Source organism: Archangium violaceum (assembly GCF_016887565.1).
Classification (GTDB): Bacteria; Myxococcota; Myxococcia; order Myxococcales; family Myxococcaceae; genus Archangium; species Archangium violaceum_B.
This window is the reverse complement of record NZ_CP069396.1, coordinates 5,274,617-5,298,517: the sequence shown is the minus strand read 5'-3', so window position 1 is coordinate 5,298,517 and position 23,901 is coordinate 5,274,617. Positions and strand designations below refer to the sequence as shown.

Genomic DNA, 23,901 nt, shown 5'->3' with positions numbered 1-23,901 from the left:
GTTCTCTGTCCGTGTGCGTCCGGCTCAGGGGTGGCGTCCGGCCGGGGCCAGCCGGACGAACACCATGCCGCCCACCGGGGTGCGGCCTCCGTAGAAGGACTCGAGCCCCTCGGGCACCACGTTCAGCGCACCGCGCACGCCCACCCCTGGCCGCACCGGCCCCAAGGGGCCGAAGTGGTAGACGTAGCCCAGCATCAGGGCGCCCACATCGAAGACGCCCTCCTCCAGTTCCTCGGGGAGGACCAGGTCGTGCCCCGGCTTCTCCACGTACTCGGCACGCCCGAAGACGACGTGGTGCCCATCCAGGTCCAGGCTGCTCTCCAGGAGGAAGGAGTTGGTGCCCGGGTGCTCCCCCTCCACGTTACGGCCGAAGACGGCCGTGGTCGCCCAGAAGCCTCGCTCCCCGAAGGGCGCATGGTACGTGGCCGACGCGGTGAGCCGATGCACCGGGACGTCCGGTTCGAGCACCTCGGGGCTCTTCAGGTAGCCGTATGAAACCTGCGTGCTGACGCGCGCCGTGGGGTTGGCCGACAGCCGCACGGCGTACGAATCCGGAGTCCGCAGGTCCAGGTCATACCGGTGCTCGTCGGGCTCGCGGCCGTTGAACCAGGAGGCCTCCAGCTTCGCCACCGGTGTGACGAGGCCCGCCGTGAGCACTCCGAAGGAGATGTGCGTGGCGTCCTGCCAGTGGTGACCCAGCGTGGCCAGCGGGTCGTACCAGGCCGACACGCGGTGCGGGAAGGCCACGGGCCCCAGCGCTGGCTCGCCCGCGGGCGCCGCGTAGAGCAGCAGCCCCCAGGTGTCCGTGAAATAGTGGGTGTACGAGAGCGCCAGCTCCATGAAGAGGTCATGCGGATGCTGCCGGTCGTGCAGCGGCTCGTCCCTGTAGGCCTCTCCCGTCTGGAGCAGCAGCGGGTAGCCCCCGTTGGCGCCAGCGGTGAAGGGCTCGGGACTCATCATCACGCTCGCGACGAGCTGCCCCGAGGGCAGTTCCCGGTCCACCATGAGCATCAGCCAGCCTATTCCGGCGAGCGCGCTCTCCCCCCGAGGCCCGCCCTGCACGTCGTAGCCGCCGAAGAGCACGCCCTGGAACATGAGGTTCCACCCCGAGACGTCCCAGTGCAGCATCGACGACGGAATGAGGTCCGGCTGCCAGGCCGTGCCCGAGCCCCGGCGCATCAGCGGAATGTCCCGGAGCGAGCGGACCTCGGGCACCTGCCCTGCCATGCGCCCCCCGTGTCCGGTACCGTGCAGGCCGTGGCCCTCGTGCTCACCCCGGGGCGCGTCCTTGCTGGGAGCCGAGGGCTCGTCATGACCCTCGTGCTCCCCCCCGAGTGCCTGGGCTCCGGCTCCAGCGGGAAGGGCCAGGAGCAGGCAAAGGGACAGGAGGACGATGCGCATATTCCACCTCGCATCCTGGAGACTGATACCTGTCTCCTGAAGATGGGAGGGCTCGGACAACACAGGGCTCAACCCGTGAACGTTGGTCGGTACGAGAGGTCTCTCCTCGCCCATGCCTTCCGTCGCCGAGCTCATCGAGCAGCACCGCGAGAACCTCCTCGAGCGATTCCTCCAGGAGGCCAGCCGGCGCCCCTCCGCCCGGCAGGTCAGCCCCCAGGACCTCCTCGACAATCTCCCGGCGTACCTCGACACCCTGTGCGCCCTCTCTCGCGGCCAGCGGGGTGAGCCCGGTCATACCCGGTGGCGAATGGAAGAGGCCCACCTCGGCCAGCGTCTCCGGCTCGGCTACACCCCGGAGGACGTGCTGGCCGAGCTCGACCTCCTCGGCCAACTCCTCTCGCGCCTCTGGGAGTCCCTCCCTCCCGACCAGCAGCCGGCTCCCGAGGACACCCAACGGCTCCTCGACGCGCTCCAGGCCGCCAGGGAGCACACCGTCTCCGTCTTCAACCCCCCGAGCGCACCCCTTCCGCCCGAGGTCGAGGCACTCCAGTTGAACGAGGAGCGTCTGCGTCTGGCCGTGGAGGCCACCGGCCTGGGCACCTGGGACTACGATCCCACCACCGGCGCCCTCCTCTGGGACGAGCGCTGCAAGGCCCTCTGCGGCCTGCCTCCGGATGCCGTGGTGGAGAACTACGACACCTTCCTCGCCGCACTGCACCCCGAGGATCGCGAACGCGCTCATCAACTGGTGCGGCAGGCCCTGGATCCGGCCGGCAGCCGCACCTACCAGATCGACTACCGGGTTGTCGGCCTGAAGGACGGCATCGAGCGGTGGCTGAGCGCCAATGGCCGGGCCTTCTTCGATTCGAGGGGCCGGGCGGTACGCCTCATCGGCACGGTGCTCGACATCACCGAGCGGGTGCGCGCACGCGAAGCCGTCGAGCGGGAGAAGAATCGGGTCATCTCCATCCTGGAGAGCATCTCCGAGGCCTTCGAGGCCTTCGATCGACAGTGGCGCTTCATCTACGTCAACCGCGAGGCCGAACGCCTCATGGGTCAATCGCGCGAGGCCCTGCTGGGCCGCAACCACTGGGAGGTCTACCCCGCCACCCTCGGCACGGCGCTGGAGCACAACTTCCGCCGCGCGGCCTCCGAGCGCATCTCCCTCACCTTCGAGAACTACTATGCCCCGTGGGATCGCTGGTTCGAGCTCCACATCTACCCCACCGACGAGGGGCTCGCCGTCTACTTCCACGACATCACCGAGCGCAAACGCCGTGACGAGGAGCGCGAGCGGCTCCTGCGCGAGCAGACACGTCTGCGCGAGCAGGCCGAGAAGGCCCTGCGCGAGCGCCAGCGCGCCGTGGAGGTGCTGGAGCACGGAGAGGCGCTCCTCGTCCTCGACAAGGACTTCCGCTTCATCCTGGTGAACGAGAACCAGGAGCGCATCGCCCGGATGCGGCGCGAGGACACGCTCGGCCGTGTCTTCTGGGAGGTGTTTCCCACCCTCACCACGCCCCAATCAACCATCTGGCGTGAGTTCCACCGCGTGATGGAGCAGAAGGTGCCGGTGCAGTTCGACGAGTACTACCCCCCGATGGATCTCTGGGTGGGCATGAGCGCCTTTCCCACCAGCGAGGGCGGGCTGGCCGTCTTCTTCCGCGACATCACCGAGCAGAAGCGCGCCGAGCAGTTGCGCGATCGGCTGGTGGGCATCGTCAGCCATGATCTGCGCAGCCCCCTCCAGAGCATCTCGCTGGCCTCCGAGCTGCTGCTGCGCCGCGAGGACATCCCCGCGCCCGCGCTCACCGGGGTGCGGCGCATCTCCCGGAGCGCGGAGCGCATGTCGCGGATGATCACCGACCTGCTCGACTTCACCCGCGCCCGGACGGGCGGTGGCATCCCCCTGCAGCGCCGTCCGGGCGAGCTGGTGGACCTGGTGCGCAACACGCTCGAGGAGCTCGAGGTGACGCACCCGGGCCGCGTCGTGCTGTCCCATGGCCAGGGGCCCTATGCCGGAGAGTGGGACCTGGACCGGCTCGCCCAGGTCGTCACCAACCTGGTGAGCAACGCGCTCCAGCACGGGGCCGAGAACACTCCGGTGGAGGTGGACCTCCGCGAGGACAGCGCCGAGCTCGTCCTCACGGTGACGAACCAGGGGACCCCCATCCCCCAGACGCTGCTGCCCCACGTCTTCGATCCCTTCCGGCGCGCCGGGAGCGGCTCACCGTCGGCACGTCAGGGACTCGGGCTGGGGCTCTACATCGTGCAGCAGATCGTCCTGGCCCACGGCGGCTCCATCACCGTGAGCTCCGACGAGGCCTCGGGCACCCGCTTCACCGTGCGGCTCCCCCGAGACTCCACGCCCTCCTGACTCCCATCACGCCGTCGGTGACACGCCTCGCACCGCGGCCACCAGCGACACCACGCCGAAGAGGAAGAAGAGCGAGGCGGCGGACCAGCGGATCCACTTCGCCTGCACCTTGCCCGCCAGCTTCTCACCGAGGAACACCGCCAGCCCGTTGGACGCCATCATCCCCAGCGTGGTGCCCACCGTCACCCAGAACACCGACTGGTAGCGCGCCGCCACCGCCACCGTGGCGAACTGCGTCTTGTCCCCCATCTCCGCCAGGAAGAAGAGGATGACGGTGGTCAGGAAGGGGCCGAAGCGCGCCGGGCTCGACGTCTCGTCCAGCGTGTCCGGCTTGAGCGTCCACAGGCCGAAGCCGATGAAGAGCGCCGCCAGGATGCCCGCCATCACCCGCTGCGGCACGTGCGCGGACACCCAGCTGCCCACGCTCGCCGCCAGCGCGTGGTTGGCCAGCGTGGCCACCAGGATTCCCGCCAGCACCACCCACGGCTTGCGGAAGCGCGACGCCAGCGAGAAGGCCAGCAGCTGGGTCTTGTCCCCCATCTCGCTGGCGGCCACCAACACGAACGAACCGATGATCGCTTCCACCGTCACGACGCACCTCGTACCGCGTGTTCGAGCCGAGGAATCGTGGGAGCCTTTCGCGCGCACGACGGACCTCGGCCAGGTTGAATCCTGTCCGAAGGTCTCGTTCGCCTCGCGCACCGCCGAGGTGGGGACCCGGGCCCTTCCGGGCCAGTGTGTCGAGTTCCCCGACGCCGCTCTCTTCCGGCGTGAACTACTCCCCTTGCTGGGGGCCGCACGTAACAGTGCCCACCACCTCCGTCAAGCCTCGGGCGCCCTCCGGTGGTTTTTTTGACGGCTCGCTCGCCTGCCCCCCTAATGCCTCTCACAGGCCAGTAGTGGCCTGTAGCAGCCCCGAGGAGGAAGTCCGATGCAGGATGCCAGCTCCAGCCCGATGAGCTCCGAGGTCACACCCGCCTCGGCCGACTCGAACGGTCCCGACGCCGCCGAGTCCGTGGTCTCCACCCACGTGCTCGTGCCCATCGAGCAGGTCCACAAGCTGCGCGAGCTCGCTCGCCGCACCCGCATCCACCAGAGCGAGTACCTCCGCGAGGCCGTGGAGGACCTGCTCGCCAAGTACGGCCGCCTGTCCGCCCCCGGAGGCGGCCAGTGAGGACCGCCCTGCCCTCCCCGGGGCGTAATCAGGCGCTGGGTCGTGAGAAGGCTCCGCCTCCGGCGGACATGGGTCGTGGGTTCGGGACGCGTGGCTCCGTCGAGCGCCCCGCCTCCATCCGCGACGCCATCATCCGCTGGCTCAACGAGGAGTTGTAGGTCGGGGAGAGGGGGCATCCACGGGGGCAACTCGGGGGACTCGATACCCTCACCCCGTCCCTCTCCCGGAGGGAGAGGGGTGGATGGGTCTCAGGCCGACGGGAGCGACGAGGTGGCCTGCTGCTCCTTGTCCAGCTTCCCCGCGATGTCCTTGAAGGACACGTGCGCCATCGACATCAGCACCACCCCGAAGCCGATCTGCTGCACCGTCTGGCACAGCCACAGCACGTTCGCGTACGCCAGCCCGCTCGAGTTCACCACCGACGCCGGCAGGAACAGCGACAGCCCCACCTTCACCGCCGCCTGGAACGTCCCCACCATTCCCGGCGCCGCGGGAATCATCACCCCCACCACCAGCACCGACATCACCACGTACGCCTGGAACGGCGTCAGGTTCATCGTCCCGAACGCCCTCGACAGCATCGCCATCCCCAGGCCGTTCAAGCCCCAGTACACCAGCGTGTAGATGAAGAAGCCCACCATCTGGCCGCGAGCCGGCAGCTGCCTCATCGCCCCCACGAAGGTGTCCACGATGTCCGCCATCTTGTCCGCCACCCCCGGCGCCAGGCGGCCCACCGTGGCCCTCACCAGATGCACCGCGCGCGCCTGGTGCTTGAGCGCGAACAGCAGGAAGGTCAGCCCCCCGCCGAACACCGCGAACATCAGCGTCGCGCCCAGCTTCACGTAGCGGACCTCGGGCACCTCCGCCTTCACGAACAGCAGCAGCACCCACATCCCCACCGACACGAACATGCCGTCCGTGATGCGCTCGAGCACCACCGACGTCATCGCCGCGCTCCGGCGGATGGAGCTGCGCTGCGCGATGAGGAAGGGCCTCGCGAACTCGCCCAGCCGGAACGGCAGCACCAGCAGCATCATGAAGCCGATGCCCGACGCCTCGTTCAGCCTCTTGAAGGGCACCCGCTCCAGTCCCGACAGCAGGCACCCCCAGCGCAGCGTCCTCGCCAGGTGGATGAGCGTCAGGATGACGAAGTACGGCAACACCCACAGGTAGTTGGCCGACTTCAGACTCGACACCTGGGAGTGCCAGTCCGTGTCCCGGAAGGCCCACCAGGAGAAGAGAAGGGTGACGAGCAGGCTGGCAATCAGCTTGACGGCGCGGTTCACGTGCGCCCGTATATCGTCACCCCCGCCCGGACTCCAGGGGTTCTCCCATCAACAATCGTGCCGGCGAGGTGGCCATCAGCCGGGTGAAGGCCCGCTCGCCCACCCGGCTCCGCAGCTCGGCCAGCGCCTTCCCCACCCACTCCCGCGCCCCCACCGGCCCGTGCAGATCCGTGGCCCCCACGGCGTACAGCCCGTCCTCCAGGAAGGCGCGCGCCAGCTTCTTCGCCGTCCCTCCGTACCGGCCCGTCAGCGCCCCCACATCCAACTGCAGCAGCGCTCCGGCGCGCACCGCCTCGGCCGCCCTGCCCGGACGCTCGAACTCCAGGCAGCGCTCCGGGTGCGCCAGCAGCGGCGTCACGCCCTTCAGGCGGATGCGGAAGAGGATGTCCGTCAGCGCCGGCACCGGCGAGGTGTACGGCAGCTCCACCAGCACGTACTTCCCCGCCCCCAGCAGCCGCGCCTCCGGAGTCCCCAGCCCGCGCAGGAAGGCGTCGTCGAGGAAGTTCTCCGCGTTCGTCCCCAGGGTGAGCTTCACGCCCTCGCGCCCGAGCGCCTCGCGCAGCTCCGCCAGCCGCGCCTCCACCGTCTCCCGCGAGTACGAGGGGTACTCGGGCCGCGCGTGGGGACTGGGGGCCACCGCAGTGAAGCCCAGGTCCACCAGCGCCCGCGCCATCTCCAGCGCGTCCTCCAGCGTGCGCGCCCCGTCATCCACCCCGGGCACGAGGTGGCAGTGCAGGTCGCACAGCCCGCTCACGCGTCGCCACCGCGCTCGGGATGCTGATCGGCCGGCAGCTCGTCCTCCTGCTCGTCCGACTGCCGATCCGGCACCCGGTACTCCTCCCCCAGCCAGCGCCCCAGGTCCACCATCCGGCAGCGCTTGGAGCAGAAGGGATACGCCGGGTTCTCGGCGCGCGGGGCAACCGACTTCCGGCAGATGGAACACTCTCGCACAGTCGTGGACACGCCGTAGTCATAAGCCTTGACGCCCCGACGGGCCAGCGCGTTTAGAGTCCCCGCGTGGGCTCTCCCGACGAAGAACATTCGTTGTTGCGCAGCGATCGGCTCTCGCGTGACTTCGTCGCCGTGGGCACCGAGGACACCGTCGCCCAGGCCCTGGAGAAGATCCGCGCCGCCCCCGGCACCAATGAGATCTTCTACTGCTACGCGTGCGATCCGGACGGCCGCCTGGTGGGCGTGGTGCCCAGCCGCAAGCTCATCCGCGCCTCGCCCGAGGAGCGCATCTCCTCGCTCATGTTCACCCGCGTGGTGAAGCTGCCCGCGGACGCGCCGGACTCGCTGGTGGAGGACTTCTTCGTCACCTACCGCTTCCTCGCCTTCCCCGTGGTGGACACCGAGAACCGCATCGTCGGCGTGGTGGAGGTCAGCAACTTCGTCGACACCTTCTCCGACACCCTCTTCGACGAGGTGGAGGGCCGGGTGCGCGGCGAGGTGTACCGCTTCGTCGGCCTCCCCGACAACGAGAGCAAGGAGAAGCGCCCCCTCGTCATGGCCCTGCGGCGCTTCCCCTGGCTGCTCGTCAACATCGGCGGCGGTTTCCTCGCGGCCACCATCTCGCGCATCTTCGAGCGCACGGTGGAGGAGCTCGTCGTGGTCGCCGCCTTCATCCCCATGGTGCTCGTCCTTTCGGAGAGCCTCGGGGTGCAGACCACCGCCGTGTCCGCGTCCATGCTCGCCGAGAAGCACGTGGACAAGCTCCAGGTGCGCCGCGAGGTGCTCGGCACCAGCCTCGCCGGGATGATGGCCGCCGCGGTGGTGGCCCTCCTCGGACGCCTCTACGCCCCCAGCCTCGCCTTTCCCATCGTCCTCTTCATCGCCATCACGCTGTCCACCACGCTCGCCGCCAGCCTCGGCGCCGTGCTGCCCTTCCTCTTCCACCGCTTCCGCGTGGACCCGCACATGGCCTCGGCGCCCCTCGTGCTCGCCATCTCCGACAACATCACCCTCTTCACGTACTTCACCCTCGTCACGCACCTCGTCGTCCGGGGCGTGTGATTCCGTGACTCGCCACTCCGTCTTTGAGGTGCCCCCATGCAGGTCCTTCGCATCACCCGCCCCGGCGGCCCCGAGGTGCTCGACTTCGAGGAACGTCCCGCCCCCACTCCCGGTCCCTCGGACCTCCTCGTGCGCGTGGGCGCCACCGCCCCCAACCGCGCCGACCTCCTCCAGATCCGCGGCGCCTACCCCGCTCCCCCCGGCGCCCCTCCCGATGTCCCGGGCCTCGAATACGCCGGCGAGGTCATCGCCACCGGCCCGCTCGTGCGCCGCTTCAAGGTTGGTGACCGGGTGATGGGGCTCGTCGGGGGTGGCGCCTTCGCCGAGCAGCTCATCACCCATGAGCGCGAGGCCCTCCCCATGCCGGAGAACCTCGACTTCGCGCAGGCCGCCTCGCTCCCCGAGGCGTACCTCACCGCCTTCGACGCGCTCGTGCTCCAGGGCGGGCTCCGCATGGGCGAGTCCGTCCTCATCCACGCCGTGGCCAGCGGCGTGGGCTCGGCCGCCGCGCAGCTCTGCCGCGCCATGGGAGCCCGGGTCTTCGGGACGGGGCGGAACGCGGAGAAGCTCTCGCGCGCCTCCGCCTGGGGCGTGGAGAAGACGGTGCTGTGTGAGGCCTCGCCCCCCCGCTTCGCGGATGCCGTGCGCGAGGCCACCGGCGGGCGCGGCGTGGACCTGACGCTGGACCTCGTGGGCGGGGATTATGTCCCGGAGACCCTCCGGGCCATGGCGCCTCAAGGGCGGATCATGCTCGTGGGAGTGGTGGCCGGCGCACAGGCCCCGGTGGACCTGAACGTCGTCCTCACCCGACGGCTGCGCATCACCGGCACCGTGCTCCGCAGCCGGCCTCCCGAGGAGAAGATGGCCCTCGCCCAGGCCTCCGAGAGGCACCTCCTCCCCCTGTTCCGAGCCGGGACACTCACCCCCGTCGTCGACGCCGTGTACCCCATGCGCGAGGCCCGCGACGCGCTCTCCCGGATGGCCCGCAACGAGACCGTCGGCAAGCTCGTCCTCCGCTGGGAGTGAGCGGATGGAGTGAAGCGCTTCACAGGAATCCTGTGGCCTGCTTCACAGCAATCCCCGGGCTCCCCGGGTACCTTGCAACTACTGGAAGCGCGAAAGGGGTGGCCAGGCAAGATGCCCCCACCCTGACTCTCTCCCCGAGGGCGAGGGTCCGTCAGCGGAGGGGGGAGGGCTCCATTCCTGGGCCCTTCCCCCTTCCAGCTTCTTCTCCTCATTGTACTCCCGGGTGACGGGCTGGCCGCCGGGTAGGAGAACGGGCACGGGTACCCTCACCCCGTCCCTCTCCCGGAGGGAGAGGGGAAATGGCTCCAGTGAAGAGGACCGTTGCTTCACGCACACGGACCCTTATCCTCCGCCGCCACCATGCCCGCCGCCTTCGATCCCAGCGCCGCCGCCTCCCCTGACTCCGGCATCTTCGGCCTCCCCCACTCCCCCGATGAGGCCCACGTCGTCCTCATCCCCGTCCCCTTCGAGGCCACCACCAGCTACGGCGGTGGGACCTCCGACGGCCCCTCCGCCGTCCTCGAGGCCAGCCGCCAGGTCGACCTCTTCGACGTCGAGACCGGCCGCCCCTATGAGCGCGGCATCGCCCTCCTCCACGAGCCCGAGCAGTGGCGCACCTGGAACACCCGCGCCAAGGAGCGCGCCGTCCCCATCATCGAGGCCGGTGGCATCGACCACTCCAACCCCGAGCTCCGCGCCGCCTCCACCGAGGTCAACCAGATCTGCGAGCAGCTCCACGACGCCGTCTACCGCACCGCCCAGGAGTGGCTCGCCAAGGGCAAGCGCGTCGGCGCTGTCGGGGGTGACCACTCCATCTCCTACGGCATCATCCGCGCTCACGCCGAGAAGTACCCCGGCCTCGGCGTCCTCCACCTCGACGCCCACGCGGATCTCCGCGACGCCTACGAGGGCTTCACCTGGTCCCATGCCTCCATCATGTTCAACGTGGTGAAGCGCATCCCCGGCGTGCACTCCCTCGTCCAGGTCGCCATCCGTGACATGAGCGAGGACGAGCACCGCGTCATCGAGCAGTCCAACGGCCGCATCCGCGCCTTCTTCGACTCGGACATCAACCACAAGCGCTTCGATGGCATCCCCTGGAACCGTCAGGTCGATGAGATCGTCAAGCACCTGCCCCAGCACGTCTACCTGTCCTTCGACATCGACGGGCTCGATCCCACCCTCTGCCCCCACACCGGCACCCCCGTCCCCGGCGGACTCTCCTTCCCCGAGGCCGTCGCGCTCATCTCCGGTGTCGTTCGCTCCGGCCGCACCATCGTCGGGTTCGACCTCACCGAGGTCGCCCCGGATCCGGACGGCGGTGAGTGGGATGGGAACGTCGGTGCCCGGCTGCTCTACAAGATGATCGGCTGGATGCTGAAGTCCGAGCGCAAGTAGGGGCTCAGCCCCGGGGCAGGATCACGCTGAACGTCGTGCCCTGCCCCTTCTTCGACTCCACCGACAGCCCGCCGCCATGCAGCCGCGCCAGCTCCGAGGCGATGTAGAGCCCCAGCCCTCCTCCCGTCTGGAAGGGCTCGAAGAGTTGCCGCAGGTCCTCGTCCGAGATGCCCGGGCCGCGCTCCTTCACCCGCACCGTCGCCAGCGACGGCGTGGACTCCAGCTCCACCCGCACCTCTTCTCCGTGCCGGCTCGCATGGTTCAGCAACACGTCCAGCACCTGCCGCATCCGCGCCAGATCGAACCGCAGTTCCACCGGCCCCGGCGGCACCTCCAGCACCCACCGCACCCGAGGATGGGCCTGCGTCCAGGCCTCCAGCTCTCCGCGCAGGTGCACCCCCAGATCCGCCAGCACCGGATTGAGCGTCACCGTCCGGGCCGTCAGGGCCGCCACCTCCTGGAAGTCCCGCGTCAGCGTCTCCAGTGCCTTCAGCTGGGCCCCGAGCGTCTCCAACGCCCCACCATCCGCCTTCCCCTCCGTCCGCAGCCGTTCCACCTGCGCCCGGGCCGTGGACAGCGGCCCCTCGAAACCGCGCGCCACCCAGTGGCCCAGCGCCTCCACCGCGGACGCTCCCTCCAGCGCCTTCGGACGCGGTGCCTCCGCCAACGCCTGGCGGATCAACGCCTCGAAGTCGGTGATCTCGAAGGGCTTGTGCAGGAAGGCATGTGCCTCGGGCGCACCATGCGGGAGCACCGCGCTCAACAGGATGATGGGCACATGGCTCAGCACCTCGTCGCCCTTCAGCTTGCGACACAGGTCCAGACCACTCAGACGCGGCATCATGTGGTCCGTGACCACCAGGTTCGGACGACGCGCCCGCGCGAGGTTCCACGCTTCCTCGCCGTCGCGCGCCTGGATCACATCGTGTCCCAGATCCTCGACGACCTGACTCAACACTTCGAGCACCGCGGGCTCATCGTCCGCTACAAGGACGAGACTCATGGATGCATTCCACTCACCCCTGTCCGGGGACGTCCAGTGCGCTCTCCGGGAATGTCGGAAAGCTTGCGCGGTTCCCGACAGTCAGGGCGTCTCTCACCCGACATTGCACTCGCGCAGAGGGAGGACTCGACGTGAAGAACCAGGCGATCCGATGGGGGCTGCTACTGGCGGTGTTGCTGGCTTTCACTGGCGGCACCAGCGCACGGGCGGATGCCGCCCGGAGGCGCAATGAGGTCGTGGAGGTGGTCCAGAAGGTCTCTCCGGCGGTCGTCTTCATCGGCACCGAGCAGGAGGCGGAGTCCCCCTTCCGCGGCCGCCGCTCGATGATGGAGGAGTTCTTCGGCGCGCCCCCGCAGGCGCAGCGCCAGCAGGGCCTGGGCAGCGGCGTCATCGTGGACCCCAACGGCACCATCGTCACCAATGACCACGTCATCCGCGGCGCCTCGGCCATCCACGTGGTGCTGGCCGACGGGCGCGAGCTGGAGGCCGAGGTCATCGGCAGCGACGCCAACAACGACCTGGCCGTGCTCAAGGTGAGCTCCAAGCAGCCGCTGCCCGCCGCGAAGCTGGGCACCAGCTCGGATCTGATGATCGGCGAGACGGTCGTCGCCATCGGCAGCCCCTTCGGCCTGAGCAAGACGGTGACGTCGGGCGTGGTGAGCGCCACGGGCCGCACCTTCAAGGCGGACGGGCGCACCTACAACGACTTCATCCAGACGGACGCGGCCATCAACCCGGGCAACTCGGGCGGGCCGCTGCTCAACGTGGACGGAGACGTCATCGGCATCAACACCGCCATCTTCGCCAGCGCCCAGGGCATCGGCTTCGCCATCCCCGCCGACAAGGTGCGGCGGATCATGGACGAGCTCACCCGCTTCGGGAAGGTGCGCCCGGCCTGGGTGGGCATCGAGGCGCAGGATCTGTCTCCGAGGCTCGCCCGGCAGCTCGGGTGGGACCGCACCTACGGCGCCGTCGTCAGCGACGTGGAGCCGGGCAGCCCCGCCGAGCAGGCGGGCATCCGCCGTGGCGACGTGCTGGCCGAGATGGGCGGCTCGCGCGTTTCCGACGCCGAGGACTATGTCACCCGCGCCCGTGGCTACCCCGCCCGCGCCGCCTTCCCGCTCGTCGTCTTCCGCGAGGGCGGCCAGCGCACCCTCCAGGTGACGCCCGTGGAGTTCCCGCCCCAGCTCATCGAGGCCCTGGCGTGGAACCGGCTGGGACTGAGGGTGAAGCCGGTGCGCGGCGGCATGTCCGTCCAGTCCGTGCGCCCCGGCTCGGCGGCCGACGAGGTGGGGCTGGAGCCGGGAGACCTGATCGCCCGCGTCAACAACCAGCCGGTCGCCGAGCCCGCTTCCTTCCAGGAGGCCCTGCTGAGCGCCCGGGGCTCCCGGAGCGTGCTGCTGCTCGTGCGACGCGGACGTTACGGATATCACGTCACCCTGCCCTTCTAGGTAGGGGGGAACTAGCGATCCCCGGGCCGGGGCCTCTAGCATGGGGCTCCAATGAGTCTGGTTCGCTATCAGCCCCTCGGCCCGCTCCTGGCGGGCGAGGGTTCCCGCGCCTTCCTGGGCCTGGCGCTCGACACGGGCGCCCCGCCCCGTCCGGTGGTGTTGGTGTGGGCTCCACCCGAGGTCGCCCGGGATCCTGATCTGACGGCCGGGCTGCAGCGGGAGACGCAGCGCGCCGCCGTCCTCGATCATCCCAACATCCTCCGCGTCCACGGACTGGTGAGCCTGGAGGCGGGCCTGGCCCGCGTCACCGAGTTCGCCGATGGCGAGTCGCTGCGCCGGCTGCTGGAGGTGCGCCCGCGCATCCCTCCCGCCTTCGCCGCGCTCATCGCCTCGGACGTGGCCATGGGCGCCCACTACGCCCATCTGGCCGGCAATGACGACGGCACCGCGCTCGTGCACGGAGACCTGCGCCCGGAGACGGTGATGGTCTCCTTCAACGGCGTGTGCAAGGTGACGGGTTATGGGGCCCTGAGCGTCGCCCCCCGCGAGCGCAACGGCCGCCGCGTGCGCAACCGCCGCAACTACAGCGCCCCCGAGCAGCTCATGGGTGGCCGCGAGGCCGTCACCGCGCGCACCGACGTGTTCCTCCTGGGCCTGCTGCTCTACGAGTGCCTCACGGGGCGCATGCCCTTCCAGGACGCGCCGGACGCCGATCAGGCCACCATCTCCCGGCAGCTCCCGCCCCTGCCCTCGGACATCCCCAGGCCCCTGGCCGAGGTGGTGCGCACCGCCACCGCCAAGCGCGCCAACGATCGCTACTCCACCGCCCTCGAGTTCCGCGAGGCCGTGGTGGCCGCCGTCCAGGGTCTCCCCTCCGCGGAGACCTTCGCCGAGTTCCTCTCCCAGCTCTTTCCGCCCGACCGCGACGCGCGCGCCACCCGGCGCCAGATGTTGGAGATCGGCCTGGCGGAAACGGCCCGGCGGATCTCCGGCTCGGGGCTGCCGATCGTCCAGCCCGCGCCTCCTCCGCCCGCGTTCCCCGCGACCCGCCCCATCTCCGTCAGCGTGCCCCCCGTGGAGTCCCCCGAGCCCCTGGAGTCGGACGACATCCCGGTGGACATCGCCCTCGAGGACGAGGACGCGGATGCCATCGACTCGGTGATGGAGCTCACCGGCCGGCACTCCCTTCCCGGAATCGCCCGTCCGCTCTCACGCGAGGATCCCACCCCGCCGACCCGCGAGCCGATCCGCCCGCTCCCCCTCGATGAGCCGGAGCCGAAGCCGAAGCCGAGAGCGAAGGTCCAGGAGGACGACGAGCCCCCGCGCCCGAAGCGGCGCTCGCGCGTCCCGTTGATGGTGGGAGCACTGGCCGCCACCGCCGCCGCCGCGGGTGGCTTCTTCCTGTGGAACGAGCGCCAGCAGGCCGCCCGGCCCGCGAACCCGGGTGTGGTGCCCGTGGCCACCAGGCCGCCCGCCTCCCCCGCCCCGGCGAACGCAGGCGGGCTCGCGGCCCCACCGGGAGCCGCCAGAGCGGCCCCGGCCAGCGCACAACCCGCGCCGACGGGCGATGGCGATACGGATCAGGCAACGGCCTCGTCCGTCGTGACCGCGGGAGGTCCGCCGCCCGCCGCGCCAACGGGAGCCGTGGTGCCCGCCTCGGGGACGGTCCCCGCGCCGCCTCCCGCCTCCGGGGACAAGGACGCGCCCGAAGCGGCCTCCACCGGGCAGACGGCGGTGACCACCCGGCTGCAACTCTTCGTGCTGCCGCCGGTGGACGTGTCGCTCGATGGCAAGCGGCTCGGCCGGACGCCCATGGCGGTGCCGCTCGCGCCCGGCGCGTACACGCTGGAGCTGAGCAACCCGGCCAAGGGCGTGCGGACGACGCGCGCCATCACCGTGCGCCCCGAGGGCACGACGATCCAGCGCTTCCTCCTGGGCAAGGGCTCCGTGCAGGTGCGAGCTCCCGCGGGCTCGCGCATCTTCCTCGACGGCCGCAAGGTGGGCCCGAAGCTCTCGCTGTTCGAGGGCGAGCACCAGCTCGTCGTCACCTCCGGCAAGGCGCGCTGGGAGAAGTCCTTCCGGCTGGAACCCAAGCAGAAGGTCACGTTCGACGTGGAGTATCAGACCCCATGAAAACCCTGATTGGAATGCTGTGCCTGGCCACGCTGCTGTCGGTGACGTCCGCGCGGGCCCAGGATCCCCAGATGCAGGCGGTGGAGACCCCAGCCGTCACCGAGGCCCGTCCGAACCGGCTGCAGGGCGTTGGCGACGTCGACATCCGCGCGACGCTCAACGCGGACATCATCCTGGCCTTCGTCAACCTGGGCGTGGGAGCGGACCTGGGGCTGCTGAAGCTGGGCCCCGGAGTGCTCGCGGTGGGCGGCGAGCTCGAGGTGGGCGCCTGCGTCACCCCCTGCGTCGCGCTCAACCTGGCCACCGGCTGGAGCTTCAGCCACCTGTTCTACGCGCCGCACGCGCGGGCCACCTACCACTTCGTCCCGGAGAAGTCGTCGGGCCTCGAGAAGGTGGACCTCTACGGGCTGGTGCTTGCGGGCATCACCTACACCACCACGAGCGTGACGGGTGACGGCGCCGGCACGCCCTTCGAGTACAAGGGCCACGACGTGAGCCCCTCGGTGGGACTGGGCATTGGCGGCAAGTACTTCATCCAGGACAACCTCTTCCTCGGGGCCGAGGGCCGCCTGCGGCTGTCTTCCGGCCAGTACGACTACACCGTCCGGGCGGGCAACGTGACCCTCTCCGACACCCAGTCCACCTGGAGCATGAGCGGCTTCAACGTGCAGTTCTTCGCCGGCCTCCGCCTCTGAGCGGCCGCTATCAAAGGGGACCCGCCCAGCACCACCTCCTTAAGGTGTACAGACGCCGCCGACCCCACGGGGCATCCTGCCGCCTGGACACTGGCACGAATCACAGATGCCTCGGAGGTGCCACCATGCAGAGCGATGCTCCATCCCCCTCTTCCACCCGTCGGTTTTCGGTCCTGCTTCTCATGTGCTCGCTGGTGCTGCCGGGCCCCCTGGGCTGTGCCAGCAGCACCCCCCCATCCCAGGCGTTCGGCTCTACCCGTGACAAGCTCGCGGAGTTGGACGAGTTCGGCGTCCTCCTGCTGAAGGCGGGGTTGCCCACGGAGTTCCTGCCCATGGGATCCGAGCTGTCTCCCAGCCAGGCCAGGCAACTCCGGCTCCACTTCGACCTGAACCCTCCCAGGCTCATGGAGTACTCGCCGTGGTTGGTCGCGGACGTGTTGCTGCTCGAGGTGGCGCGCAAGCAGGAAGCCACCTCACGGGCCGAACTGGGCCGCCGCGTTCAGGAATTCAAGACACTCTTCGTGCTGCGCCGCGACGGTTACCTCGCGGAGGCGCTCAGCGGGAGACCCGTGCAGTGCGTGGGGCCGGTGGAGATCCGAGACGGAGGACTGCGGGCGGGTACCTTCGAGGTGGACAATTTCTACCGGCGCGATGGCAACCAGCGGTGGCAACACGTGGAGATGCCCGCTTCGTCCGCCTCCGCCTCCAGGTAACCCCTCCTCGCTCAGGAGCGGAGTGCGAGGGAAATGAGTGCCTTCTGACTGCAGACACCCATTTCATCGAAAATATCCTGCATGTGCTTCTTCAAGGTCCCCACGGTGCAGCCCAGCTCCTCGGCGATGGTCCTCTGGTCCCAGAAGTGAAGCACATAGCTCACGACCTCGGCTTGCCGCTCGGTGAGCCGTGAACGCCAGACCGCGGGCAGGGGAATCGAGTGCGCGACCTCCTTGAGTGTCAGGGTCCATCGAGTACCCTCCTGACCACTCCACTCGCGGAAGGTGACACGCAGGCTCTCGCCTTCCTGATCATGGTGGCGCCACCACGTCCCCAGCTCGCCCGTTGCGTCGTCCTTCTTCACCGCCAGCACGGACAGTCGCTCCGCCCACTCACGGGGAAGGCCCGAGGGGCCACACTCGTCCCGAGAGAACCACTTCGCTAGCAACGTGGAAGCCTGCTCCGTTCTCTTGATGACTTCATGTGAGGAGGGCGCCACCACCAGGAGTGCCGCGTTCTCGTCCTGGGACAATGACTCCAGGAGGCGACCATCGAGTTCCCACTGCGCGAACAGCCGGCATTTCTGGATGGTGCGCGCCAACAAGGGCGCGACCTGCTGGAGGATACGCCGCTCCCGTTCGGTGAAGGGCCGGTACCGGGCACGATACGCCGAGAAGCCGCTGTATCCCGTCTGCCCCTCATCGGGCATGAGCACCGACATGACCTGTTTCAGGGGCATGCCCATGTCGTGACTGCGCCGGTACATGGCACTGCGCTCCAATTCCTGGCGCGAAATCATGTCCGAATCGAGCAGAACCTCGCCGGGCCGCCGCGAGACCGCCGTGCGAACGAAATCACGCCTCTCGAACTCGGGCGAGACCGCGAAGAACTCGGCGGGCATCTTCGCCACCCACCAGTCGTACTGGCTGGGCTGGCCCGCTCTGGACACACACAGCGCCATGTAGTCCGCTGAGACCAGCCTGGACAGGAACTCCTCGGTGAAAGAGGCTACCTCCGGCAGGCTCCGAGCATAGATGAATGCTTCCAGCAGCTTGCACGTGAGCGATCGCTCATGTGGTTTCATGTTCGCCAGATCCATGCGCGCTGTCTCCATTGCCCAAGAGGACTGGAGCATTCTTCCCCAACCTCTTGGGGCGGCCTCAATCCCCTGCCCCACTTCCAGAAAGGCGAGCGTCTACAATCCACCATCCGTGCGCGCGAAAGCCGCTCTGGGGAGCGGGGGGCGCATAGTCCTTTGAAATGTGCCCGCCCGAGGCCACGTCCTCCGCGTTAGGGTCCAGACATGGCCGAGTGCCCCACCACCCCTGCCCCACCGTCCGCTGGACGCGGCGTCGCGCTGGAGCCTTCCGATCCACTCCAGGCCCTCAACGAAGCCTTCCGTGGCGCCTACGCCGCGCGCCGTGAGGCCGTCCTCGCCAGCATGGGCCCGGTCATCGCGCAGATCGACGACCTGCTCATCCTCCGACGCGGTGGCCAGCGCTTCGAGGGCCCCGCGCGGACCCGGCGCTACCACGAGCTCAAGGCCATCAACCACCTTCCCCTCGCCCTCCATGTGCTCCTGTCGGGAGTACGCGGCACGTTCGACGAGGCCACGCGGGGCCGGCTCACCGAGCTCCGGCAGCTCATCACCACGGCGGCGGCCGGCATCGACCAGCGTGGCTTCACCCCGGAGTCGCTCGCACGCCAGCACCGGATCCTCGACGCCTCGCTCGCGCTCGTTGAACAGGTGCTCGCCGACAACCGCGTCGCATCCGAGGCCCTCTCCGCCTTCACCCGCGCACAGGTGGAAGACCTCATGCGCAACTCGGAGGACGCGGCGCGCGACCAGCTCGAGACCATGCATGCCACGGTCGAAGCCTGGAAGAAGCAGATGACTCCGGAGGAGCGCATCCGGTTGCGCGCAGTAGTCGCGGCCTCGCACATGTCCCGGCCCGGGAACGTGGCTCTGCAATACTTCTCCGTCACCCTGGGGGAGACGTGGGAGGGCCGCTTCGATCAGGAGGATCTCCAACCGGGCAAGCGCGTCCTGGCGGCCGAGACGGCCTTCGACGAAGCGGCGGCCTTCGAGCTGCTCGCCACCCACGCGCTCGATGCCAGCGTGGGCGAGCGCTTCTTCGGCGATGAGATACGGCTGGAGCGGGACGTGCTCGCGGACGCGGCGGAGCGGCTCCTCGCCCAGATGTTCCGCAAGGAACCCGAGCCGCCACAGCCACCCGGCGGCGACAGCGACACATAGCTCGGACAAAGAGGCACTGTATCGGAAGGTTCGAGTCGCTCTCCAGCGCCTACACATACACGGTGGCCGTGCAGCTGACTGCCTGGGACAGGCAGTTGGAGCGAGAGCCGCGCTCCGCCTGAAGGGAAGGTACGCGGCCGAGGTGTTCGAGACGCATCCTTGAAGCACCCGCGCCAACCCATTGGAAATCCGCCAACCCATTGTCCAAGTCGCTGACGCATGGACCGTGCACCGGTAGAGCGGAGGCATCACTCGGAGAACCCAGGACGAAAGGACGTATCCCGTGCCGTTCACGCTGCCCGACCTGCCCTACAAGAAGGATGCGCTCGCCCCTCACATCAGCGCGGAGACGCTCGAGTACCACCACGGCAAGCACCACGCCGCGTACGTGACGAACCTGAACAAGCTGCTCGACGGCAAGCCTGAGGCGAGCCAGTCGCTCGAGCAGGTCATCCTCGGCAGCGAGGGGGGTGTCTTCAACAACGCCGCCCAGGTGTGGAACCACACGTTCTACTGGCATTGCATGAAGCCGAACGGAGGCGGTCGCCCGACCGGTGAGCTCGCGGATGCCATCACGCGCGACTTCGGCTCGTTCGAGCGCTTCCGCGAGGAGTTCGCGAACGCCGCCGCGACGCAGTTCGGCTCGGGGTGGGCCTGGCTCGTGCTCGAGAAGGGCAAGCTCTCGGTGACCAAGACGGGCAACGCGGATCTGCCGCTCAAGCACGGCCAGAAGGCCCTGCTGACCATCGACGTGTGGGAGCATGCGTACTACGTGGACTTCCGCAACGCGCGTCCGAAGTACATCGACACGTTCCTCGAGAAGCTCGTGAACTGGGACTTCGTCCTCCAGAACCTCACGGGGCGCTGAGTCGAAGCACGGGCGGCGGGTTCCCCGCCGCCTCCACAGGAAGTTGCCTGCCACCGCGAGCCGCGCCCTCTCCTGTCGAAGGGGCGCGGTTTGCGTTTGGGGACCAAATCGGGCTCCCTGGGACCAAAGAAGGACAAAACGGAGGGGTCCCGACGTGGGCAATAGCAGGCAAGATGGTCCAGGGACGGGCATATACGGTCCACCTGGACGCGCACAGCGAGACGGAGGCGTAAGCCGAGTTGGCGCTGTTCCTGCGCGACCCGGAGGGCTACCGGACGCGCCAGGAAGCGCGGCAGCTCAAACAGGAGGCCGCAGTCTACCTCACGGCGGAGACCGTGGGCCGGTTCCTGGAGTCGATGCACAGCGCGGGCACCAATTTCAATCAAGAGGCGACGCGGCGCACAACGGAGGTTCAGTGCGTGCGGGACGTGCTGTGCATTCACGCGAAGACAGGCATGCACGGCACGGAGATTGAGCGGCTGGCCCGAGGGGAAGGCAAGGTGGTGGTGTTGGAGGAGCCCGGCGAGATCGCGGCGACGGTGACGTTCATCCACAAGAGCGGGAACGTGCATCGCCAGAGCATCGACCGGCAGACGTTGGCAGCGGTGCAGCGGTTGCAAGCGCGGGGAGCTGCGCCTGTGGATAGCCATATCCGCAGGGTGGTGGGCCGCGCCTGCAAGGAACTGGGGATAGAGCCGGTGCGCTTCGGGGAGTACCGGCACAGCTTAGTTCGAGTTTCGCACTTTCTGGACGATTTCATGAGTAGAGCGAGCGGTGCCGTCCGCAGCCCGTAGAGGGCATCGCCGCCCACCAATAGAAGCTGTTGAAGGATTTTTCTGCGAACCATCGTGGTCCATGGGAGCGCGAAAAACCCCCGCCTTTCCCCTCGAGAACAACGAACGCCCTCTGTGGGGCGTCGGCGTTGGTCCCGAAAAAGTGCGAAACTCGAACTTAGAGCTCGTTTCAAAAATGGACCAGGGAGCCTAGGTCATCTGACCTGCCTCCCCGGGATTGTTTCATAAATGAACCGCAGAGGTATCCAGACTTCCCTCTACGTACCTGGTGCTCATCCTCGCAAGCATGAGGCGCGAACTGGTCCCGGACGAGCTGTGGGCGAGGGTGGAGCCGCTGCTGCCACGACATCGCCGCAAAGGGAGAAGAGGTCGTCCATTGCGCGACGATAGGGCGTGCCTGCGGGGCATTATCTTCGTGCTCAGGACGGGCATCGCCTGGAGAGACCTGCCAGCCGAGGTGTTCGGGTGCAGCGGGGCGACGTGCTGGAGGAGGCTGCGAAAGTGGAGCCGAGCAGGAGTCTTCGAGAAGCTCCAGCGGGTGTTGCTGAACGAGTTGGGGCACAAGGGGCTCATTGACTGGAGCCGGGCCTCGTTCGACTCCAGCAGCCTACGGGCGATAAAAGGGGGGCCCAAACAGGCCCGAATCCAACGGACAGAGGAAAGGCGGGCAGCAAGCACCACCTGGTCGTAGACCGCCGGGGCCTGCCGCTGGCCACCTTGCTGTCGGCCGCCAACGTGCACGACAAGCGCGAGGCGCTGCCGCTCCTCGACGCCATCCTCCCCATCAAGGGGCCACGAGGCAGGCCACGCAGGCGTCCGGCGAAAGGGCACGGCGACAAGGGGTACGATTATGCCGATACCCGCCGGGGATTACGGAAGCGCCACATCGTTCCCCGCATCGCCCGCCGAGGCGTGGAGTCGAAGGAGCGTTTGGGACGCCATCGCTGGGTGGTGGAGCGCTCCCTGGACTGGTTCCACCAGATGAAACGCCTGCGGATTCGCGAAGAGCGGAACCCACAGATGCACCTGGCACTCCTTCGCCTTGGCCACTGCCTCCTTCTCTATCGCGTGCTTGAGCGCCATTTACGAAATGGCCCTGAATAGGCAGGGCATGTTACCTGACCTCTCAGGTCCATTTTTGAAACGAGCTCTTAGTGACGTGGGCTTCGGAATGCGGCCAGGAGGTGAGGCCCAAGTCAGGGGGACTCCCCCTGACAGCGATTGCCGCTGTCGTGGGCCACCACTCCGCGAGCACCACCAGTTGGCCACCAGTTGTCACCCACCTCTCACAAAGCACGTGAAATCGGGGGCACCACCGCCAAGGCCACCGACTCTCCCCACGGTCCTGAAGCGAGCCCGAGGTGCCCACCGTGGTGGCCCGTAGCGCACTGATGCCGTCCAATCGTCTCCGTCTGCTCCGTCGCCGCACCGCCCGTGCTCCCATCCCGAGATGTCCCGCTTCTTCACGATTTTGGGCCGCGCCCGCCTTGCTCCGGCATCCTCCGCACCGTCAGAGGTTGCCCGCATACTCCGATCCGTTCCGCCAGGACTTGATGGGTCCTGACTGTATCGGAGGACGTCTCCATGCCTTTCCGAGCGTGCATCGTAGTTCTGCTCTGGGTCTCCGCCTGTGCGGGCGCGCCCGCCCCGTCGTCGATGCCACGGCCCCATGCCTTCGTCCTGACTCCTTCCTCGGGCCCAAGCCTCCGGCTCGTCTCCGCGCCGATAGACCCCCCGGTGCAGCCACCGTCGCGGATTGGAAAGGCGGACCTGGAGCAGGCCAGGGTTCTGTTGTCTCGTGCGCGCAATGACCTGGAGTCGCGTCAATGGGAAGCATTGAATCGCAAGCTCACCGCAACGGAACGGGCCTTCGAGCGATTCTCCAGGGCCGCGAAGGCGACTGGGCGAGCCGCCGAGGTGTCGAGGGGAGCGGAGGGATTCGCGCGGGCTGGACGCGTCAAGACGTTGGCCGAAGCGCTCCCCCGGGTGGGTCCGTTGCTCGCAGTCCTCCTTCTGCTCTATCCCTCCAGTACCGCACCAGCGGAGATCGACCGCCGTCCGGCGTGGGTCGACGCTCAATGGGAGTACGAGGCACGGCTGCGGGACGTCGCGGAGGAGTCGCGGCGGCTCGTGGAGGAACTTGCGCATCAGGAATCAGAGGAGGCCGTGCCGGATCCTGATTCGGACCTGGTTGCGGCGGTCGCGACTCCCACTGATTGGCGGACCAGGATCAATCCGGCGACGGGCAAGAACTATTCCTCCGAGGAGGAGTACGAGCGGGTTCCGCGTTACCCGAATCAGACCTGCAAGAACAGCCTGCTCGACAAGCTTGAAGCGGAGAAGGATCAGCTCACCAAGGAAATTCCCCGCTACGATCCGAAGGTCCCCAACACGAAGAACGAAAAGAAGCTGGACAAGGTGCCGTGCTCCAGGGTCCGGCTGCGCCTTGAAGCCACGAAGAAAGTCTTGGAGAAGCGGTGGGAGATTCAGAAAAAATGCTTTGGCGGGAAGCCCGATCCGGGCCACAACACAGCAATGACCCAACTCGAAGAGGGCCTTGCGGATCTCAAGGCTCTCGAAGCGAAGAATTGCGCCCCGGGTCATCCGATGTCGGAGCTATGAGCCATGTCGAAAGAACTCTTCGCGGCGATTGAGCAGCACGATACGGCCCGGGTCAAGGAACTGCTAGCCGGGGGGGCCGATCCGAACGAGCCGCGGCCAGAGCGGCCGGGATTGCGTCCGCTGCAGGTGGCCATCTACGAGCTCGCCGATGGAGGCGAACTCGACGTGCTCCTAGCTCTCCTCGAACACGGTGCGGACGTCAACGCATGGGACGTCGAGCGGGACAGGACCCCCTTGCTGGTAGCGGCCTGCGAAGACGAGCTGGCGGCAGTCGAAGCGCTCTTGAAGGCGGGAGCCGATCCCAATGTGTGCAGCCGCGACGGAATCACGCCACTGCGGACGTCGGCGGAGGTGGGCAATCTGGACATGGCCTCGCTTCTCCTGGGCGCGGGAGCCACCCGGACGATCAATGACTGGGGCGGGCTGACCGGATACACCGCGCTCGGGCACGCTGCCAATCGGCTGGACCTCCCCATGATCAAGCTGCTTCTCCACGCGGGCGCTGATCCGAGGGCTCCGGACGAGGACGGTCGGCCCGCGCACTACCGCCTGCCGCCGCGCGCTGAATCCGATTCCCAAACATGGGACGCCGCGTTCGAATTGCTCGGAGGAGCGAAGGACCGCATCCCCTTGTAGAGTGGAGGGCGCGCGCCTCCGGTTCACGGAGGGCGCCGCTCGACTTGGACAACCCC

At 68.4% G+C, this 23,901-nt stretch carries 22 protein-coding genes; 15 read left to right on the top strand and 7 right to left on the bottom strand.

Translation table 11 applies throughout. The features are described from left to right. Positions 1-24 precede the first annotated feature (24 nt). The gene (locus JRI60_RS21680; protein ID WP_204227739.1) at positions 25-1,401 is read right to left on the bottom strand and encodes a hypothetical protein; all 1,377 of its coding nucleotides are present in this window, start codon (positions 1,399-1,401) and stop codon (positions 25-27) included. A gap of 112 nt (positions 1,402-1,513) precedes the next feature. Here JRI60_RS21680 and JRI60_RS21675 point away from each other — a divergent pair, with 112 nt between their 5' ends. After that, entirely contained in the window at positions 1,514-3,775 is a 2,262-nt protein-coding gene (locus JRI60_RS21675; protein ID WP_204227738.1) for a sensor histidine kinase, read from the top strand. Positions 3,776-3,781: 6 nt separating this feature from the next. Here JRI60_RS21675 and JRI60_RS21670 read toward each other — a convergent pair whose 3' ends face one another. Next, complete coding sequence (locus tag JRI60_RS21670) at positions 3,782-4,360, bottom strand: TMEM165/GDT1 family protein (RefSeq protein ID WP_204229042.1); 579 nt, start codon at positions 4,358-4,360, stop codon at positions 3,782-3,784. Positions 4,361-4,706: 346 nt separating this feature from the next. On the opposite strand from JRI60_RS21670, the gene JRI60_RS21665 reads away from it, so the two are divergent. Beyond that, a complete protein-coding gene (locus JRI60_RS21665) occupies positions 4,707-4,949 on the top strand; it encodes a ribbon-helix-helix domain-containing protein (protein WP_204227737.1) in 243 nt (80 codons plus the stop codon). 248 nt (positions 4,950-5,197) lie between these two features. Here the strand turns inward: JRI60_RS21665 and JRI60_RS21660 are convergent, their stop codons facing one another. The 3 genes from JRI60_RS21660 to JRI60_RS21650 are packed head-to-tail and all read right to left on the bottom strand — an operon-like array spanning position 5,198 to position 7,198. Continuing rightward, positions 5,198-6,235 (bottom strand): lysylphosphatidylglycerol synthase transmembrane domain-containing protein, encoded by a 1,038-nt coding sequence (locus tag JRI60_RS21660; protein ID WP_204227736.1) that lies wholly within the window; start codon positions 6,233-6,235, stop codon positions 5,198-5,200. Positions 6,236-6,251: 16 nt separating this feature from the next. Next, positions 6,252-6,989, bottom strand: a complete 738-nt coding sequence (locus JRI60_RS21655; protein ID WP_204227735.1) for a tyrosine-protein phosphatase — start codon at positions 6,987-6,989, stop codon at positions 6,252-6,254. Then, the gene (locus JRI60_RS21650) at positions 6,986-7,198 is read right to left on the bottom strand and encodes a DNA gyrase inhibitor YacG (RefSeq protein WP_239470649.1); all 213 of its coding nucleotides are present in this window, start codon (positions 7,196-7,198) and stop codon (positions 6,986-6,988) included. The genes JRI60_RS21655 and JRI60_RS21650 overlap by 4 nt, the downstream gene beginning before the upstream one ends. A gap of 54 nt (positions 7,199-7,252) precedes the next feature. Here JRI60_RS21650 and JRI60_RS21645 point away from each other — a divergent pair, with 54 nt between their 5' ends. The 3 genes from JRI60_RS21645 to JRI60_RS21635 all read left to right on the top strand — a co-directional run bounded on the left by JRI60_RS21645 (position 7,253) and on the right by JRI60_RS21635 (position 10,672). Further along, entirely contained in the window at positions 7,253-8,248 is a 996-nt protein-coding gene (locus tag JRI60_RS21645; RefSeq protein ID WP_204227733.1) for a magnesium transporter, read from the top strand. A 36-nt stretch (positions 8,249-8,284) separates the two neighbouring features. Beyond that, positions 8,285-9,274: an NAD(P)H-quinone oxidoreductase gene (locus tag JRI60_RS21640; RefSeq protein WP_204227732.1), complete on the top strand. Its 990-nt coding sequence runs from the start codon at positions 8,285-8,287 to the stop codon at positions 9,272-9,274. 360 nt (positions 9,275-9,634) lie between these two features. After that, positions 9,635-10,672, top strand: coding sequence for an agmatinase family protein (locus JRI60_RS21635; protein ID WP_204227731.1), 1,038 nt, complete (start codon positions 9,635-9,637; stop codon positions 10,670-10,672). Between the two features lie 4 nt (positions 10,673-10,676). On the opposite strand, the gene JRI60_RS21630 is transcribed toward JRI60_RS21635, so the two are convergent. Next, positions 10,677-11,675, bottom strand: a complete 999-nt coding sequence (locus tag JRI60_RS21630) for an ATP-binding response regulator (protein WP_204227730.1) — start codon at positions 11,673-11,675, stop codon at positions 10,677-10,679. Positions 11,676-11,806: 131 nt separating this feature from the next. On the opposite strand from JRI60_RS21630, the gene JRI60_RS21625 reads away from it, so the two are divergent. From JRI60_RS21625 to JRI60_RS21610, 4 genes are all read left to right on the top strand, one after another. Further along, on the top strand, positions 11,807-13,126 hold the full coding sequence (locus tag JRI60_RS21625) for a trypsin-like peptidase domain-containing protein (RefSeq protein ID WP_204227729.1): 1,320 nt from the start codon (positions 11,807-11,809) through the stop codon (positions 13,124-13,126). A 51-nt stretch (positions 13,127-13,177) separates the two neighbouring features. Then, positions 13,178-15,259 carry a serine/threonine protein kinase gene (locus tag JRI60_RS21620; protein WP_204227728.1) on the top strand — a complete coding sequence of 694 codons (2,082 nt, stop codon included), beginning with the start codon at positions 13,178-13,180 and terminating at the stop codon, positions 15,257-15,259. Beyond that, positions 15,256-15,954, top strand: a complete 699-nt coding sequence (locus JRI60_RS21615; protein WP_204227727.1) for a hypothetical protein — start codon at positions 15,256-15,258, stop codon at positions 15,952-15,954. Before JRI60_RS21620 ends, JRI60_RS21615 begins: the two co-directional genes overlap by 4 nt. Before the next feature lie 182 nt (positions 15,955-16,136). Further along, positions 16,137-16,667 carry a hypothetical protein gene (locus JRI60_RS21610; RefSeq protein WP_204227726.1) on the top strand — a complete coding sequence of 177 codons (531 nt, stop codon included), beginning with the start codon at positions 16,137-16,139 and terminating at the stop codon, positions 16,665-16,667. An 11-nt stretch (positions 16,668-16,678) separates the two neighbouring features. Here JRI60_RS21610 and JRI60_RS21605 read toward each other — a convergent pair whose 3' ends face one another. After that, the gene (locus JRI60_RS21605) at positions 16,679-17,767 is read right to left on the bottom strand and encodes a helix-turn-helix transcriptional regulator (protein WP_204227725.1); all 1,089 of its coding nucleotides are present in this window, start codon (positions 17,765-17,767) and stop codon (positions 16,679-16,681) included. Positions 17,768-17,971: 204 nt separating this feature from the next. On the opposite strand from JRI60_RS21605, the gene JRI60_RS21600 reads away from it, so the two are divergent. The 6 genes from JRI60_RS21600 to JRI60_RS21575 all read left to right on the top strand — a co-directional run bounded on the left by JRI60_RS21600 (position 17,972) and on the right by JRI60_RS21575 (position 23,845). Next, complete coding sequence (locus JRI60_RS21600) at positions 17,972-18,925, top strand: hypothetical protein (protein ID WP_204227724.1); 954 nt, start codon at positions 17,972-17,974, stop codon at positions 18,923-18,925. 283 nt (positions 18,926-19,208) lie between these two features. Next, on the top strand, positions 19,209-19,793 hold the full coding sequence (locus JRI60_RS21595) for a superoxide dismutase (protein WP_204227723.1): 585 nt from the start codon (positions 19,209-19,211) through the stop codon (positions 19,791-19,793). A 239-nt stretch (positions 19,794-20,032) separates the two neighbouring features. Then, a complete protein-coding gene (locus tag JRI60_RS21590) occupies positions 20,033-20,587 on the top strand; it encodes a hypothetical protein (protein WP_204227722.1) in 555 nt (184 codons plus the stop codon). 286 nt (positions 20,588-20,873) lie between these two features. Further along, a protein-coding gene (locus JRI60_RS21585; protein WP_430384330.1) for an IS5 family transposase occupies positions 20,874-21,691 on the top strand; the annotation gives its coding sequence in 2 pieces (ribosomal slippage) (positions 20,874-21,216 and positions 21,216-21,691; 819 coding nt in all). A gap of 633 nt (positions 21,692-22,324) precedes the next feature. Then, positions 22,325-23,209: a hypothetical protein gene (locus tag JRI60_RS21580; RefSeq protein WP_204227721.1), complete on the top strand. Its 885-nt coding sequence runs from the start codon at positions 22,325-22,327 to the stop codon at positions 23,207-23,209. A gap of 3 nt (positions 23,210-23,212) precedes the next feature. Continuing rightward, entirely contained in the window at positions 23,213-23,845 is a 633-nt protein-coding gene (locus tag JRI60_RS21575; RefSeq protein ID WP_204227720.1) for an ankyrin repeat domain-containing protein, read from the top strand. The last annotated feature ends 56 nt before the right edge of the window (positions 23,846-23,901 follow it).

Bases quoted from the DNA above. Each gene is read 5' to 3' on its own strand.
- JRI60_RS21680 (WP_204227739.1), bottom strand. From the start codon at position 1,401: ATGCGCATCGTCCTCCTGTCCCTTTGCCTGCTCCTGGCCCTTCCCGCT.
- JRI60_RS21615 (WP_204227727.1), top strand. From the start codon at position 15,256: ATGAAAACCCTGATTGGAATGCTGTGCCTGGCCACGCTGCTGTCGGTG.
- JRI60_RS21675 (WP_204227738.1), top strand. From the start codon at position 1,514: ATGCCTTCCGTCGCCGAGCTCATCGAGCAGCACCGCGAGAACCTCCTC.
- JRI60_RS21605 (WP_204227725.1), bottom strand. From the start codon at position 17,767: ATGGATCTGGCGAACATGAAACCACATGAGCGATCGCTCACGTGCAAG.
- JRI60_RS21575 (WP_204227720.1), top strand. From the start codon at position 23,213: ATGTCGAAAGAACTCTTCGCGGCGATTGAGCAGCACGATACGGCCCGG.
- JRI60_RS21665 (WP_204227737.1), top strand. From the start codon at position 4,707: ATGCAGGATGCCAGCTCCAGCCCGATGAGCTCCGAGGTCACACCCGCC.
- JRI60_RS21640 (WP_204227732.1), top strand. From the start codon at position 8,285: ATGCAGGTCCTTCGCATCACCCGCCCCGGCGGCCCCGAGGTGCTCGAC.
- JRI60_RS21635 (WP_204227731.1), top strand. From the start codon at position 9,635: ATGCCCGCCGCCTTCGATCCCAGCGCCGCCGCCTCCCCTGACTCCGGC.
- JRI60_RS21620 (WP_204227728.1), top strand. From the start codon at position 13,178: ATGAGTCTGGTTCGCTATCAGCCCCTCGGCCCGCTCCTGGCGGGCGAG.
- JRI60_RS21610 (WP_204227726.1), top strand. From the start codon at position 16,137: ATGTGCTCGCTGGTGCTGCCGGGCCCCCTGGGCTGTGCCAGCAGCACC.
- JRI60_RS21600 (WP_204227724.1), top strand. From the start codon at position 17,972: ATGGCCGAGTGCCCCACCACCCCTGCCCCACCGTCCGCTGGACGCGGC.
- JRI60_RS21630 (WP_204227730.1), bottom strand. From the start codon at position 11,675: ATGAGTCTCGTCCTTGTAGCGGACGATGAGCCCGCGGTGCTCGAAGTG.